The following is a 14,299-nucleotide window of genomic DNA, read 5'->3' as shown; positions in this document are numbered from 1 at the left end:
ATTGTTTTTTGTTTTTTATTCGACAAAAACAGCTTTTTTCCTGCTGAACCAGTCCAGTGCTTGCGCTTTTTTCCAACTCCCTAGACCCCAGGAAAGAGGTCCGGCAATCCGGGCCGATGCTCCAAGCAAAATAAATCCGGCCAGGGTTCCTTCAAGGAAAACAAGCTTCTGGTATTCTTTCCCCCTATCTTTTATAACCTCCACCTCAGCCTCAGCTGGAGTCAAAGGTGAAAGTCCGCCGGTAATCAGCCGCAAACTGCCAAAATGAGCAGAATTGCCCGGTTGATAATCATCCCAGGCTGTTTTATACCCGGCCATATTTCTGGCAGCAATTAAACCCTGTCTGGCTGCTACCGGCCAAAGGGCCAGGTTACGCAGTTTCCCGGTAACTTTTTCTTTGGCCAGGGTCACATCCCCGGCAGCATAGATATTTTCGTACTCTGTTTCCTGAAATTGGTTAACCGGTATGCCTTTTTCCCGGCCAAGGAAATCGCTATTGGGGTTAACTCCCTTACCGATAACCGCAAGTCCTGCTGGCAATGTTCTGCCCCTGGCCGTCTGCAGAGCGGTTAGGCCCTGTTCTGGACTGCCAGTGAAGGCGACCGGGTTGTCCCCGAAAATTAGCTCTATCCCGTGTTCAATCAAATGAGCTGCCAGGATTTCACCTGCTCTTTTATCCAGGCCCTGGGAAAAAGGATAACTGGAGGAAATAATCATGCTTACCTGTTTGTCCAGTTCCCGCAAAGCCCAGGCAGTTTTAAGGCCCACCAATCCCCCGCCAATGATAGCGCATTTCTGGGTTTGCTGTAATCTAGCTTTGATGATTTGTAGATGTTCCAATGTACGTAATGGGGTAACACCTTTGAGTTCGACGCCAGGCAAGTCAATAGCCACAGGGTCAGCCCCACTGGCAATCAATAGCTTTTGATACTGGATTTCCTTTCCTTGTTTATCAACTATCAGTCGCCGGTTAACATCAATAGCCTGTACTTTATAATCGGTAATTTGTTCAATCCCCTGTTCCTTTATGGCCGCAGCCGTTTTAATATAGATTTGTTCAGACTGAATTTTCTGAGCCAGAAAGTAGGTTAATAGCGGTTTACTATAAAATCCGCCCTCTGCCTCAGCAGTCAAGATAGTGATTTTCCGCCAGGGAACAAGCCTCCTCAATTCCTGGGCAGCAGTAATCCCGGCAATGCTGTTGCCGACAATAACGATCTCTCGCTGTAAACAGGCCATTGTCACTGCCTCCTATAAGCCCAGTCCCTTGCGTTTGGCCTGAATATGTTCATAAATAACCGTTGCAGCTTTTACAGGGTCGGATTCTACGAAAAACTTGCCTCCGAGAACCTCTTCTGCGCCACTGGTTAGGAAAGCAGTGACTTCCTGCCCCCCTAATATCGGAGGCATTACTCCTAAGTGAACCAGACATCCCATGGCTACAGCCCAGGTACCGATAGCCAGGGCCTTTTCATGCTGATGTTCCGGCGCCGAAGCGGCAACAGGCAATTGCTGAACAGTCACGCCCAGGTATTCTGCCAGAGCTGTCAGCACATCACCAATCCGGGAATTATCTACACAGGAGCCCATGTGCCAGACTGGCGGCAAGGGTTTATCCAGACCGGCTACCTGACCCAGGAGAGACAGGATCTTCTTCAAGCCCGGCCCAGCCCACTTTTCCGTAGCTTCACTATTGAGCAAACCAGCTTTGGCCAGGGCATTAGCTGAACAGCCCGTTGTCACAACCAGTACATCTTTGCTGATTAATTCTTTGACTAAATTTACGTGCAGGTAATCATGGGTAATCTTGACATTATTGCAACCAACAGTTGCCACTACCCCCTGGATATCGCCATTGCTAATCTCCTGAACCAGGGGCTTTAAGGGTTCTTGAGCATCTATTTTGCTGAGGATTGAAATAATAGTTTCTACACTGAAACCAACCATGAGGGTAGTCTTTTCTCGGGTGGCATTGATTTTGGCAGGATCTCGCTTGCTATAAGCTGCAATAGCCAATTCTACTGCTTTTCTGGCCATTTCATCAGCTTGCTGATAGGACCATTCCAGGTGGGTTGCGCCATCCATTTTGACGATGGGGTTGGTAGTAATGAGGACTGTATGGTAGCATCTGGCCAGGGAAGCCAGAGATGGCATAATACATTGCACATCCACAATCATGGCATCAGTGAGTCCGGTGGCTATTGCCAGTTCCTGGGCCAGAAAATTAGTTGCCAGGGGAATGCCATGTCGCATCAAAATTTCATTGGCTGTACAGCAAATACCGCTGACTTGAATACTTTTGGCCCCTGCTTTCTGTGCTTCCGGTGTCAGCTTTCTGGCCCATTCTACTATTTTCTCGGAAAGTAAAGGTATATGTCCATGCATAACAATATTTACGTTTTCTTCAGTCAGGACACCAAGGTTAGCTTCACTGAAGACAGGCTGGGGTGTACCAAATAGTATATCCTGCAAATCAGTACCCAGTTTTAAACCTGCATAACCATCCACCAGACCCAGCTTGACAGTAGCCAGCAAAAGATTTGGCCAGGAAGCGTCCATACCCATGGTGGTCTGATGTAAGGCTTCGCGAATTTCCCGGTCAGCATTTCTGGGTATTACCCCCAGTTCCCGCCATTTAGCTACCCTTTCTTTGGGAGCATGGGCAACCAGCCAGTTCAATTCTCCACTGCCAAAACGTTGAAAATCTTCTCTGGCTTTGGCTACTAATTCTTTGCCAATATCTTTTATATCTTTGCCTTCAACAGCAATCCCCAGTTTGTGAGCCAGCCCTTTTAGCTTTTCAGCATCAGTGATCTTGTATGGTCCTTCTTCAGATAAGGCCTTTTCTAAAACTTCCAGGGTTTCATAGGCATGATCCACATGAGCTGCTGCCCCGGCAGTAACCTGTCTGAGCAAGTTCCTGGCAACCATAATATTGCCATCTGCTCCACAGATTCCTTTGTCTGGTTTCCCAAAAGGATTAATCCGGCAAGGGCCCTGGCCGCAGTGACGGCAGCACAAGCCTAGACTGCCGAAGCCACACTGGGGTTCCTGTTCCTGGTACCTCTGCCAGACATGTTCTACAGGACCCTGCCAGTTTTGTAATACTTGCTCCGCCCCGGTATCTATTGTAAATTTCTCCATATCTGTAGCCTCCCTCTCTAGATTAAATTTTTGGCATAATTTTTTCTTATTGCAGCAGCAAACTCTTCCCCTTCCTCATAAACAAGAGCCTGAGTAGGACATGCCTGAACACAGGCTGGCTTGCCTGTATCATGACAGAGGTCGCACTTAACTGCCTTCCCCTCAGCCTCTGTCAACATGACTCCGTAGGGACAGCTCATAATGCACATCCAGCAACTGACACAGCGTTCCCGTTTTAGTTGTACACTCCCATCCCCAGCGCGGTAGATAGCACCGGTCATACAGGCCAGTAAACAGGGCGCATCATCACAATGACGGCACTGTAAAGGCATGGCACCCTGGCTGGTTTTTTCCACCTGTACCCTGTTAACCGGTTTTTCCCCATTCAATATAGTAAGAAATAAATTTTTCTGCTGGCTATGGGCAACAGCACAGGCCAGTTCGCAGCTATGGCAGGACAGGCATTTCTCAGCTCTAACCATAACTTTTTTCATTTCTCCTTCACCTCCTTTTCTCTTTCTCTCGCCTAATTGGTAATTACTATATTTTATGTAAAATCCCTGCCGAATAAAAAAATTTTTTGGCGTTAAAATATTAGGGGTGATGGGAATGCGCAAAGCAATATTATATGTGTTAATTTTTCTTTTCTTTCCTTTTTCCCCAGCTATTGCCTCCAACCAAAATACCTGGTTATTAATCGATCTTAATAATCGTACTATTACAGCTCTGCAAGGTAACCAGCCCCTTGTTCAATTTCCGGTAGCCATAGGCAAAAAAAATTCGCCTACCCCGATCGGCAACTGGAAAGTAATACATAAATCTGCCAACTGGGGTAACGGTTTTGGCAGCAGGTTCCTGGGATTAGATGTTCCCTGGGGTAAATATGGCATTCATGGCACCAACAAGCCCTGGTCCATTGGTCAGCGGGCTTCAGCCGGTTGTATCAGAATGAAAAACCAGGATATTGAGCGTTTATATCCACTGGTAAAAACAGGTACACCAGTGGTCATTATCGGCAATCCTTTTGCTTCCTGGAGCTGGCGACCTCTTTTTCGGGACTTAAAAGGTGCTGATGTAGTCCTAGTTCAGGAACGCCTTTCTGCTCTGGGATTTTATCAAGGAAATGCTGACGGTATTTTTGGTTACAGTACCGAGCTTGCAGTGAAAAACTGGCAAAAAACAAGAAAAGTTGAAATTACCGGTCAAATCCATGCCACAGATTATCAGGCCTTAGGTTTTAGATAAGAGATTTAAATATCTTTTGCTGGCCTGATGGAAAGGCATCAATTCCAGAGCTTTTGCAAATGCTGTTTTTGCTTCCGCATTTTTTTTACCCTTATACAAAACCCGACCTAGATAATACCAGTTTATACCATTATCTTTTTCCAGCTCTACTGCTTTTCGTAACGGCTCTTCCGCTTCCTGCCAGCGTCCTGTACGCCATAGGGCCAAACCCCAGTTGCGCCAGTATATGCCCAGATTAGGGGCAAGCTCTACTGCCTGGCGATGGGCAGTTTCCGCTTGCTGTCCATACCCTAATTGCCATAACCATTTTGCCAGTTTGTCATATAAATGAGGTAAACGCGGATTAAGCCTGATTGCCTCTTTAACTTTGGCGACAGCTTCCCTGATTTCCCCTATACCCGCATAAGCTAATGCCAGCTGATACCAGCCAAATTCGATCTCCGGTTTTAAAGCAGTAACCCGAGTCAAAGGAGCAATAGCTTCCTCATATCTACCCAGGAGATTTAAACATTTTCCCAGCCAGAGCAAAGCCTTTATATGTGCTCCTTCTATAGCCAGCACCTTCTGAAAATAATTTACCGCTTCCGTCCAATTACCGGAATCGGCTTCCACTACTCCCAGGCGAAACAATGCCTGCAAATAATAAGGGTTTATTTTGATCGCCTTTTGCCAGTAGTTTTTAGCGAGATCCAGTTGCTGTTGTTGCCAGGCAATATAACCCAGACCATAATAGGCAAAATAAAGGTTGTCATCCAGTTTTAACGCAGTTTCATAAGCATGCTTGGCTTCTTCATAAATTTTCAGCCTGGTGCTAACATAACCCAGGCGCAAGAGGGTCCAGACATCCTTGGGGTTTTTGCTCAAAACAACCAGGTAGTTCTCCCTTTCCTCTTCCAGGGTCAACATATTGTCCCTCCTTTCCCTACCAAAAAATCTATGCTTGTTCACAGGTAAATATGCAAAATCGCCCTGCCAGCCGACAGGGCGATTTTTTCAAGCAAACTCGGGATAATAATGTCTGATTCGCAATTCCACACCCAGGGTTTCCGCAATTTTATGACAGGCCCCGATATCTACTGTTCCATCATCCACTACCGTCAAGATTACTCTGGGAAGATGTTTGCGGCATTCTGCTGCAAACTCCAGTAAAGCGGAATATGCCTCTTTACCATACACAGAATGGCATTTAGCCTGATACTTTTCCGCATTTTCCGCATTGAGGCTGATAGAAACCACATCTACCAACCCTACCAAATCCGGTACAATATTGCGCCGGTGAATAAGATTGGCCTGTCCATTGGTGTTAATGCGGATGGACTTCACCTGCTGTTGCCTTAGATAAGCTGCTACTTCCTTGACTACCTCCAGACGCACTAAAGGCTCACCATAGCCGCAAAATACCACCTCATCGAATTGCTTTAAATCAGCCGGCAAGTCAGCAATGATTTCCCTGGCCAAAGGTTCTCTTTCCAGCCATAAGCTTTTCTCCCCAGGTCCCTGAGTAGTATTGCGAATGCAAAAATCACAGCGATTGGTACAGGCATTGGTAATATTTAAATAAAGGCTGTTACCCAGCTGATAATTGGTAATCACCGGCATACCTCCTTCATTATTGCCAAGCAGTTATATATTCCTGTTCCATGCATAAATTTTTTAGCAGGGAGGTGAAAAGGATGGATGAAACTTTAAACTGGCGTGCAATCACTGTTGCCTCAATAATCTCTATTCTTTCCTTGTTGATATTTACAGTCGTGCTGGCTCTTGCCCTTAAGTTTACATCCCTTCCAGAAACGTATATTGACTATTTCGTAGTTCTTTTTCTAGCCGGTTCTGCCTTTTCTGGTAGCTGGTATCTCGGTAATAGGGTGGAACACCGTATATTATATCATACCTTGTTGCTAAGTGTATTTTTCATCCTGTTTTTACTGGCCATCGGTATAGTTTTTTACGGGTCCGCAATGACCATCTCTGCCTGGGTAGGCAACATAGCTGCCATTTTAGTCGGTTCTATTGCAGGCGCATTAACAGGTGCACGCTGATCAGCACTAATCCTGAAATCAAGTAAACCAGACCGAAAAGCACCCGGCTTTTTTTCTTTTGTTTTCTTTTCCCCATGCTAGCTCTGTTTTGCCTGACAAATGCTAATGCCATAATAAGCACCCCCTCACTCCATTGTATGGAGGAGGGGGTATTTTTTAAAACTCATTGGGCATTTGTTTGAGCTGAGCCAGGGTAAATACAGGTCCGTCAACACAAACAAATTTATGACCGATGTTACAACGCCCGCATTTTCCGATTCCGCATTTCATTTTTAATTCCAGGGTTGTTACTATCTGGTCCTCTGTATAGCCCATTTTTTCCAGGGCCTGTAACACGAATTTGATCATGATCGGAGGTCCGCAAGTAATTGCGATTTTGTTCTGGGGACTGGGATTAAGTTCTTCCAGATAAGCCGGCACAAAAGCCACCTTGCCGTCCCAGCCTTCTTCCGGCCGGTCGATAGTTACATAGACCTGACAATCCTTGGCTTTAGGCCAGCGATCGAAGAGATCATACTTAAAACAGAGGTCGGCTTTTGACCGTGCCCCATAAATAATTTCCACTTTACCATAGTCTTTTCTGTTTTCATCTGCCAGTACGAAATCAATCAGGGATCGCAAAGGCGCCAGCCCGATACCACCACCGATAAAAAGCAGGTCCTTCCCTTTCATCATTTCATAGGGGAAATGGTTTCCATAGGGACCCCTTACCCCGATTTTTGATCCTTCTTCTAACTGATGAATAACAGAAGTTAAGCGACCCACCTTTTTGATAGAAAATTCCAGAAATCCCTTTCTGGTAGGGGAGCTGGTAATGGAAATCGTGGCTTCCCCGGTTCCGATCACTGACAGCTGGGCTACCTGACCTGGCAAGTTACCAAAATTATCTAAAACCTGGGGATCATCAAAAACCACCTGAAAGGTTTTAACATCCGGTGTTTCATCAATAATTTTAGTTATGGTGGCTATATGGGGTTGCAAAGGATTTGCGCTCTTGCACATTCTTTATTTCACACCCTTTACATCGGAGATAATACGAGTAATGTCCATGTTAACCGGACACTTACTCAGGCATCGGCCACAGCCCACGCAACCCGGCAGATTATAACGATCATTATGGTATTTCAATTTATGCAGGAAACGGTTTCTGACCCGTTCCTTTTTCGTGGGTCGAGGGTTGTGCCCCCCAGCCATGCAGGTAAAATCAGCAAACATACAGGAATCCCAGCAGCGGAACCTTTCCCCTTCATAACCATGGGAAACATGGTCAACGATATCAAAACAATGACAGGTAGGGCAAACATAAGTACAGGCACCGCAGCCCAGACACTTAGGGGCAATCTCTTCCCAGTAGGGATGCTCAAACATCTCATCCAGCTTTTCCTTGACACCGGCAACATCTACAGGCCGTTGCTTGGCCAGAAGCTTTTCAGCTTTTTCGGCCTTTTTAGACTGGGCATCTGTACCGGCAGCTGTAAAAAGGGAAGACTGACTGTCCACCAGTTCGCGCCCCCGTTCAGTTAGAACTTCGACCAGGTAACCATCACCCAGCCAGGTCAGATGCAAATCTGCCCCTTCCCCGTTAACAGGGGAGTTGCCATAGGCAGCGCAAAAGCAATTGTGATTAACCTCTTCACAGCTGACACCGATAATAACTGTATTATCCCTTTTATCACGATAATAGACATCATTGAATTTTTCGCCGATGAAAACCGGATCCAGCAATTTCAAGCTCATAATATCACAGGGACGCATGCCGACAATTACTCTGGGCCCAATACCCGGTGCCTGCTCAATTTCCCAATCACCAGCGGCATTAAATTTAAACATGGTCTCGGTCTGGGGAAAGAAGAAATCCTTGGGAGGAACTACGGAATTGCTGCCCCGCAAAGTGATCTTCTGTTCATTTTGCCAGGGCTTAAATAATACTATCCCCTCTTCCTCCACAGGTGCAATTACCTGATACTTTTGCCCCAGCCCAGCCAGAAATTGGTCCAGTTTAGCTTCCGATAGAAACCTGTTTTCCATCAACAACCACCTCATATTAGTGGAATTCATCCGGATCAGCGGCCCGATAGGCCCCTAAAACCGGTGCAGTATCATCAATCCCGGGCGTGGGCACACTAAACAATTCTTTAATATCTTTTAAGACTTTACGGTTAAGTAAGCGCAATGGGATATCCATAGGACATACCCGGTCGCATTCACCGCAGTCCACACAACGACCTGCCACATGCATTGCCCTGGTCAGCTGGAACATGTGATTTTCCGATGCATTTACCCCTTTCCCCAGCCAGTTGGGTTCAGCCTGATCAAAACAACACTGACGACAGTTGCAAGCCGGACAAACATTACGGCAGGCATAGCAACGGATGCATTTTTCAAATTGCTTATCCCAGAAAGCAGCCTTTTCCGCCGGACTCATGGCCTCATATCGGGCAATTTCCTCATAGGCAGGAGTTTTACCTGCTGGAGGCTCGGGCCCGATAAATTTATGGCTAAGTACTGGCCTGGGAGTTTCACATTCCTTACACTTATCCATTAAGTAGTCAGTTTTTTTAAGGCTGAACTGGCCGCGATCGGTCACAAGTACTACTTCTTCCCCTTTTAGTTCAACCCGCTCCAATTTAGCCAGGGGATCGATCTGAGCCAGAACTTTTCTGCTATCCAGCTGTCCAGGACAGCTTACTCCGATTACCATCAAACGCTCAGCCGGAAACTGTTTATCCTGCAACAAGCGCACTATGGCTCTGGAGTCACAACCTTTGGCAATAATCCCGATTTTCCCTTCCCCAAGCTGATAATCCAGCAAATATTTAGCCAGATTATTGATGGCGAAGGGAGAAAAGGTAAGACGCTGAACCTGATCCGCCGACTTCACAAACAGCGGAGTGGTCCGGGTAGGATCAGAGCCATTCTCATAACCGATAACCAGTTTGACCTCGCCATCCGCAAGCAGACGAGCCACTTCTGCCCGCAGCTCTTCTACCAGTTTGATCATCTGTCATCCCTCATCTTCCTGTTGGGACCAAGAGCCCTGATCTGTTCAGACATTTCTTTGATGGTATCAGCCCACTTCTGCCCCTCTGAGCCGGAAATCCAGCGGGCTTTAAACCGCCCCGGCTCCAGTCCCACGTATTCTAACAATCTTTTCATAATCAAATAGCGCCGACGGGTAAAGTAATTGCCACTAGCATAGTGGCAGTCACCGGGATGTCAACCGGCTACCAGCACACCGTCAGCCCCGCGCTGAAAGGCTCGAATGACAAACTGGGGATTAACCCGACCAGAACAGGGTACCCGAACTACTCTAATCGTAGCAGGATACTGAAAACGGCTGACACCGGCTGAATCGGCACCGGCATAGCTACACCAGTTACAGGCAAAACCTACAATTTTGGGTTCCCAGTCCTGCTTATTTTCTAACGACATGCTGCATCCACCTCCGCCAAGAGCTGTTCATTGGAGAATCCTTTCAGGTTCAGTGCACCAGAACGACAAGCAACAGTACAAGCCCCACAGCCCTGGCATAGTCCGGAATTAACGGCAGCGATAACTCTTTCAACCATGCCATGGTGGCCTCTTTCAGTGATGGTACGCGCTTCAATGGCTTTATACGGACAAACCGGCTGGCACAACATACAACCCGAACAAAGGGCCGGATTGACTTCTGATACCCGCGGGTTGGTTGCCAGCTGGTCTTTGGCCAGCAGAGTGATAACCTTGGCCGCAGCTGCACTGGCCTGAGAAACGGTGTCAGGAACATCTTTGGGCCCCTGGCAGCAACCAGCCAGAAATACCCCGGCAGTATTGGTTTCTACTGGGCGCAGCTTGGGATGGGCTTCAGTAAAGAATCCATCTTTATCAGTGGAAAAGCCCACAATTTGTGCAATTTTATCAGAACCAGCCGAGGGAACCATCGCTGTGGCCAAAACCACCATATCTGCTTCTACTTCTACCTGTTTGCCCAGCAGGGTATCCTCCCCTCTAACTACCAGCTTGTCACCTTTTGGATAAATTTTCGATACCCGACCTCTCAGATACTGGGCTCCTGCTTGCACTGCTCGCTGATAAAACTCTTCATATGCCTTCCCCGGAGTCCTTACATCCATATAAAATACATAGGCTTCTGAATTAGGTATTTTTTCCAATACCTGCATGGCGTGTTTGGCTGTATACATACAGCAGGCTCTGGAACAATAGGACTTACCTTTGGTATCATCCCGGGAACCAACACACTTGATAAAAACCACTTTTTCCGGCACTTTGCCATCAGAGGGGCGCTTGATTTTTCCACCAGTAGGACCGGATGCATTGGCCAGGCGTTCAAAATGCAAACCGGTAATTACATCCGGATACTGGCCATAACCGTATTCCCCATAAGTCTGAGTCCAATCAAAGAGGTCAAAACCAGTAGCCATGACAATGGCACCAAATTTTTCGGTAAGGATCTGGTCCTGGTCGTCATACTTGATAGCCCCGGTAGGACATACCTTGGCACAGACGCCACACTTGTTTTCCTTCAGCTTGCGACAGCTGTTAGGATCTATCACCGGCTTATTGGGGACCGCCTGCGGGAAAGGTTTATAAATTGCCGGTCTTTTACCCAGTCCCAGGTTATATTCACTGCTAACTTTGGTAGGACATTTGGTTTCACAGAGGCCACAACCAGTACACTTTGTCATGTCAACATAACGGGCCTTCTGCCTGATTTTTACTTCAAAGTTGCCAATATAGCCGTTTACTTCTTCTACTTCAGCATAAGTCAATAATTTAATGTTAGGATGTTGCGCCGCAACAACCATCTTGGGTGTGCTTATTCAGGCAGAGCAGTCTAAGGTCGGAAAGGTCTTATCCAGCATGGCCATCTTCCCGCCAATGGTAGCTTCCCGTTCTACCAGATAAACTTCATAGCCAGCATCAGCAATATCAATTGCTGCCTGGATACCGGCAATTCCACCCCCGATAACCAGGGCCCGTTTAGTAATACCTATGTAATCTTCCTTCAGGGGCTGCAGACGAACGGTCTTAGCCACTGCTTTCCTTACCAGATCAATCGCCTTAACAGTAGCTTTTTCCGGTTCCTGTGCATGTACCCAGGAACAATGTTCCCTCACATTGGCCATTTCCAGCAAATAAGGGTTTAACCCCGCTTTTTCCAGTGCCTTCTGGAAGGTTTGCTCATGCATCCGCGGGGAACAGGACGCCACTACCACTCTGTCCAGTTTATGTTCCTTAATAGCCCTGATAATCGCCTCTTGCCCCGGCTCAGAACAGCAATACTTGTTTTCTTCCACATGAGCAACAGTAGGCATTTTTTTGACTTCTTCAGCTACTCGACTGACATCAACCACAGCGGCGATGTTAGTTCCGCAATGGCATAAAAACACTCCAGTGCGTTTCATAGGCATCGCTCCTGATCATTAATTTTTAGAAAGAAACTAACAATGGCTGAGGATCAATAAAATGTTTGCGTAAAGGTATCTGGCTTTTGCTGACACCCAGTGCCATCAGTTCAGTTAGATAGAACACCGGTAAATTAAAACTGGTATTGTAATGTTTATTGATCTGGCTCTGTCTCATGTCCAGGTTGGGCTGGCAGAGAGGGCATGGTGTCACCAGACAGTTCGCCCCTGCTGCCTCAGCCGCCGCCAGAATGTCCTTACCCAGACGTAAAACCACTTCGGTATTGGTAAGTACCAGGGAACCGCCACAGCATTCAGTTTTGAAAGGCCAGTCCACAGTTTCTGCTCCCAGGGTGCGCAGAATATTGTCCATTAACATTGGGTTTTCCGGATCATCAACATGGGCGATCTTGGGCGGCTTGACCAAATAACAGCCATAATAACAGGCCACCTTTAAACCAACCAGAGGTTTAACAGCCGCTTTGCGAATCTGTTCCAGACCTATCTGGTTAAAAACATCAAGAATGGATAATACCTTGACCTTGCCCTGCCAGGGGCGCTGGATGAGCTTTTCTACCCTGGCCCTGGTTTCCGGTTGCTCCCGCATTTCATAATCAGCTGTCACTAACCGCTGGTAACAGGCTGCACAAGGTGCCACTACATCCTTGCCCTGTTCTTCTGCCAGAGCTAGATTGCGGGCCGGTACGGCTATACCGGCTAAATGATTGACACTATGGGCTGAGCTGGCCCCACAACAGTTCCAGTCGGGAATTTCGGTCAAGGACGCACCCAGCTTCTGGAAAACAACTCTGGTAGTCTGTTCATATTCAGCAGCTACTGAATGCAGGGAACAGCCTGGATAATATGCAAATTCCATTAGCTATGTCCCTCCGTTCTTTTAGCCTCGGCTATAATCCGGGCCACCTCTTTCGCACCTTTGATGCGGTGGGGCAACAAATTCAGCTTGCCTTTGCTGATCATCGGCCAGCCCAGATCAGCATCCTTAAATAAATTCCTGGTTTTAAGGTTCAGACCAATAACCAGGCCCAGCTCATATACTCGACCAAAGCGGCTGATGGAATCCAGGAACAAATTGTGGAATATAGCTTCTGCCTTGCTCCCTGCCAGCACTCCTTCTCGCTGAGCAATGATGCGCAGAGTATCCATGATTTTTGCCAAATCCACATCACGCGGGCAACGGGTAGTACAGGTGGAACAAGTAGCACACATCCAGATGGTCCGGGAAGACAATACCTCATCCTTCATACCTAATAGCACCATCCGAATGATACGGTTTGGACGTATGTCCATATCGGCCGCTACCGGACAGCCAGCCGAACATTTTCCACATTGATAACATTGACGCAGGTTTTCGCCACTTTCCTCCATAACCTGCCGGGCAAAATCTCGGTTGGCCGCTATTAAATCGGTGATATTTACCACATCCTCCATCGTCCACTCTCCTTTCATCAGATATGTGCGAAATTTCTGGTAATAACCAGGTCACCTCCCTACCACGGCAAGTGAAGAGTGGTGCTAATAGGCCAACACAACCATGCATGTTAAATTTATATTCAACGTTTTACCGCCAATTCCTGCCGATAAATAAAAATTTTCTGACTAATTCAGAAAAAAATAACAGCCTCCAATGAGGCTGTTATCAATTACTGAAACAGCTTGAGCAACAGATTTCGGAGAAACCCCGGCAAGGGGATGAATAACACGCGCATATTTTTCACCCCTTCGCAACAATCACTACTTTATACTATGCGCCAAGGGGGTTTTACAACACTAATATTTTGGAACTTTAATGTTACTGACCATTAAAAAAGACAAAACAACCATCACTACCGGATAAACATAGGGGTGCAAATAGTGTCCAGCCAGGATTAACAAGGCAACCAGACTGCCAGCAGCAGTAATTGGTACCCCGACAAAATATCCCGTTATATTTAAAATGTTAAACCGGGCCAGCCGGATCGCTCCACACAGAGAAAAAACAATGGCAATAATCATTCCAACACTGGACCAAACATATAAAACTTTGCTGTATGCCAGTAAAGCCGGCGCTACCCCAAAACTTACCAGGTCACACAGAGAATCCAATTCTTTGCCGAAAGCCGAGGTAGCCTCCAGCCTGCGAGCCAACCGCCCATCCATGCCATCTAATACCATAGCACCTAAGATCATTATCGCTGCCAGCTGCCATTCCTTGTTCTGGGTATAAATAAGAGATAGAACTCCCAGTAACAAATTGGCAAGGGTAAAAATACTGGGTATGGCCTTGGTTGTCTTATGCATCCTTTATCCTGGTTCAAAAAACTTGACTATTTTTATTTTCAATCAAGTCGGCCCCCAGACCAGGCTTTCGCCTCCTTTCCGAATACTTGCTTTGCCCCCGCGGGGCAGGGCGACAGGGGACCTCGGCCCGGGAGTTCCACCCGGACGGGAGTACTGCACCGGTTT

Annotated in this window: 16 protein-coding genes; 2 read left to right on the top strand and 14 right to left on the bottom strand. The window is 47.0% G+C overall.

The features are described from left to right. Window positions 1-15 precede the first annotated feature (15 nt). The 3 genes from B5D20_RS10350 to B5D20_RS10340 are packed head-to-tail and all read right to left on the bottom strand — an operon-like array spanning window position 16 to window position 3,638. Window positions 16-1,239, bottom strand: coding sequence for an NAD(P)/FAD-dependent oxidoreductase (locus tag B5D20_RS10350; protein WP_078666161.1), 1,224 nt, complete (start codon window positions 1,237-1,239; stop codon window positions 16-18). Window positions 1,240-1,251: 12 nt separating this feature from the next. Further along, window positions 1,252-3,144, bottom strand: coding sequence for an anaerobic carbon-monoxide dehydrogenase catalytic subunit (gene cooS, locus B5D20_RS10345; RefSeq protein WP_078666160.1), 1,893 nt, complete (start codon window positions 3,142-3,144; stop codon window positions 1,252-1,254). A gap of 17 nt (window positions 3,145-3,161) precedes the next feature. Further along, entirely contained in the window at window positions 3,162-3,638 is a 477-nt protein-coding gene (locus B5D20_RS10340) for a 4Fe-4S dicluster domain-containing protein (protein WP_078666159.1), read from the bottom strand. 115 nt (window positions 3,639-3,753) lie between these two features. Between B5D20_RS10340 and B5D20_RS10335 the strand changes: the two genes are divergently transcribed. Next, window positions 3,754-4,389, top strand: a complete 636-nt coding sequence (locus tag B5D20_RS10335) for a L,D-transpeptidase family protein (RefSeq protein ID WP_159071887.1) — start codon at window positions 3,754-3,756, stop codon at window positions 4,387-4,389. On the opposite strand, the gene B5D20_RS10330 is transcribed toward B5D20_RS10335, so the two are convergent. Together B5D20_RS10330 and B5D20_RS10325 are read right to left on the bottom strand one after the other, a co-directional pair. Beyond that, window positions 4,375-5,295, bottom strand: coding sequence for a tetratricopeptide repeat protein (locus B5D20_RS10330; protein ID WP_078666157.1), 921 nt, complete (start codon window positions 5,293-5,295; stop codon window positions 4,375-4,377). The two genes, B5D20_RS10335 and B5D20_RS10330, sit on opposite strands and share 15 nt — an antisense overlap. A gap of 87 nt (window positions 5,296-5,382) precedes the next feature. Further along, the gene (locus B5D20_RS10325) at window positions 5,383-5,982 is read right to left on the bottom strand and encodes a TatD family nuclease-associated radical SAM protein (protein WP_242946650.1); all 600 of its coding nucleotides are present in this window, start codon (window positions 5,980-5,982) and stop codon (window positions 5,383-5,385) included. An 80-nt stretch (window positions 5,983-6,062) separates the two neighbouring features. Between B5D20_RS10325 and B5D20_RS10320 the strand changes: the two genes are divergently transcribed. Beyond that, complete coding sequence (locus B5D20_RS10320; protein WP_159071888.1) at window positions 6,063-6,428, top strand: TIGR04086 family membrane protein; 366 nt, start codon at window positions 6,063-6,065, stop codon at window positions 6,426-6,428. Here the strand turns inward: B5D20_RS10320 and B5D20_RS13925 are convergent. The 9 genes from B5D20_RS13925 to pssA form a co-directional block, all read right to left on the bottom strand. Beyond that, window positions 6,397-6,540 (bottom strand): hypothetical protein, encoded by a 144-nt coding sequence (locus B5D20_RS13925; RefSeq protein WP_159071889.1) that lies wholly within the window; start codon window positions 6,538-6,540, stop codon window positions 6,397-6,399. The two genes, B5D20_RS10320 and B5D20_RS13925, sit on opposite strands and share 32 nt — an antisense overlap. A gap of 44 nt (window positions 6,541-6,584) precedes the next feature. Further along, window positions 6,585-7,430 carry an FAD/NAD(P)-binding protein gene (locus tag B5D20_RS10315; protein ID WP_078666154.1) on the bottom strand — a complete coding sequence of 282 codons (846 nt, stop codon included), beginning with the start codon at window positions 7,428-7,430 and terminating at the stop codon, window positions 6,585-6,587. 3 nt (window positions 7,431-7,433) lie between these two features. Beyond that, window positions 7,434-8,456: a 4Fe-4S dicluster domain-containing protein gene (locus tag B5D20_RS10310; RefSeq protein ID WP_078666153.1), complete on the bottom strand. Its 1,023-nt coding sequence runs from the start codon at window positions 8,454-8,456 to the stop codon at window positions 7,434-7,436. Window positions 8,457-8,472: 16 nt separating this feature from the next. Further along, the gene (locus tag B5D20_RS10305; RefSeq protein ID WP_078666152.1) at window positions 8,473-9,429 is read right to left on the bottom strand and encodes a 4Fe-4S dicluster domain-containing protein; all 957 of its coding nucleotides are present in this window, start codon (window positions 9,427-9,429) and stop codon (window positions 8,473-8,475) included. Continuing rightward, window positions 9,426-9,860 carry a hydrogenase iron-sulfur subunit gene (locus tag B5D20_RS10300; RefSeq protein ID WP_159071890.1) on the bottom strand — a complete coding sequence of 145 codons (435 nt, stop codon included), beginning with the start codon at window positions 9,858-9,860 and terminating at the stop codon, window positions 9,426-9,428. The genes B5D20_RS10305 and B5D20_RS10300 overlap by 4 nt, the downstream gene beginning before the upstream one ends. After that, complete coding sequence (locus B5D20_RS10295; protein ID WP_078666151.1) at window positions 9,851-11,833, bottom strand: CoB--CoM heterodisulfide reductase iron-sulfur subunit A family protein; 1,983 nt, start codon at window positions 11,831-11,833, stop codon at window positions 9,851-9,853. Before B5D20_RS10295 ends, B5D20_RS10300 begins: the two co-directional genes overlap by 10 nt. A gap of 25 nt (window positions 11,834-11,858) precedes the next feature. Next, window positions 11,859-12,710, bottom strand: coding sequence for a CoB--CoM heterodisulfide reductase iron-sulfur subunit B family protein (locus tag B5D20_RS10290; RefSeq protein ID WP_078666150.1), 852 nt, complete (start codon window positions 12,708-12,710; stop codon window positions 11,859-11,861). Next, a complete protein-coding gene (locus tag B5D20_RS10285) occupies window positions 12,710-13,285 on the bottom strand; it encodes a 4Fe-4S dicluster domain-containing protein (RefSeq protein ID WP_078666149.1) in 576 nt (191 codons plus the stop codon). Before B5D20_RS10285 ends, B5D20_RS10290 begins: the two co-directional genes overlap by 1 nt. 339 nt (window positions 13,286-13,624) lie before the next feature. Continuing rightward, window positions 13,625-14,134, bottom strand: coding sequence for a CDP-diacylglycerol--serine O-phosphatidyltransferase (pssA, locus tag B5D20_RS10280; RefSeq protein ID WP_078666148.1), 510 nt, complete (start codon window positions 14,132-14,134; stop codon window positions 13,625-13,627). Window positions 14,135-14,299 lie beyond the last annotated feature (165 nt).

This window comes from Carboxydocella sporoproducens DSM 16521, from assembly GCF_900167165.1.
Taxonomy (GTDB): Bacteria; Bacillota.
Note: the sequence above shows the minus strand (reverse complement) of the source record. Positions and strands in the feature narration are given on the sequence as shown.

What these genes read in the sequence shown, in the direction of transcription:
- B5D20_RS10315 (WP_078666154.1), bottom strand. Translation starts at nt 7,430, where the DNA reads ATGTGCAAGAGCGCAAATCCTTTGCAACCCCATATAGCCACCATAACT.
- B5D20_RS10340 (WP_078666159.1), bottom strand. Translation starts at nt 3,638, where the DNA reads ATGAAAAAAGTTATGGTTAGAGCTGAGAAATGCCTGTCCTGCCATAGC.
- B5D20_RS13925 (WP_159071889.1), bottom strand. Translation starts at nt 6,540, where the DNA reads ATGGCATTAGCATTTGTCAGGCAAAACAGAGCTAGCATGGGGAAAAGA.
- B5D20_RS10285 (WP_078666149.1), bottom strand. Translation starts at nt 13,285, where the DNA reads ATGGAGGATGTGGTAAATATCACCGATTTAATAGCGGCCAACCGAGAT.
- B5D20_RS10335 (WP_159071887.1), top strand. Translation starts at nt 3,754, where the DNA reads ATGCGCAAAGCAATATTATATGTGTTAATTTTTCTTTTCTTTCCTTTT.
- pssA (WP_078666148.1), bottom strand. Translation starts at nt 14,134, where the DNA reads ATGCATAAGACAACCAAGGCCATACCCAGTATTTTTACCCTTGCCAAT.
- cooS (WP_078666160.1), bottom strand. Translation starts at nt 3,144, where the DNA reads ATGGAGAAATTTACAATAGATACCGGGGCGGAGCAAGTATTACAAAAC.
- B5D20_RS10305 (WP_078666152.1), bottom strand. Translation starts at nt 9,429, where the DNA reads ATGATCAAACTGGTAGAAGAGCTGCGGGCAGAAGTGGCTCGTCTGCTT.
- B5D20_RS10310 (WP_078666153.1), bottom strand. Translation starts at nt 8,456, where the DNA reads ATGGAAAACAGGTTTCTATCGGAAGCTAAACTGGACCAATTTCTGGCT.
- B5D20_RS10330 (WP_078666157.1), bottom strand. Translation starts at nt 5,295, where the DNA reads ATGTTGACCCTGGAAGAGGAAAGGGAGAACTACCTGGTTGTTTTGAGC.
- B5D20_RS10320 (WP_159071888.1), top strand. Translation starts at nt 6,063, where the DNA reads ATGGATGAAACTTTAAACTGGCGTGCAATCACTGTTGCCTCAATAATC.
- B5D20_RS10290 (WP_078666150.1), bottom strand. Translation starts at nt 12,710, where the DNA reads ATGGAATTTGCATATTATCCAGGCTGTTCCCTGCATTCAGTAGCTGCT.
- B5D20_RS10350 (WP_078666161.1), bottom strand. Translation starts at nt 1,239, where the DNA reads ATGGCCTGTTTACAGCGAGAGATCGTTATTGTCGGCAACAGCATTGCC.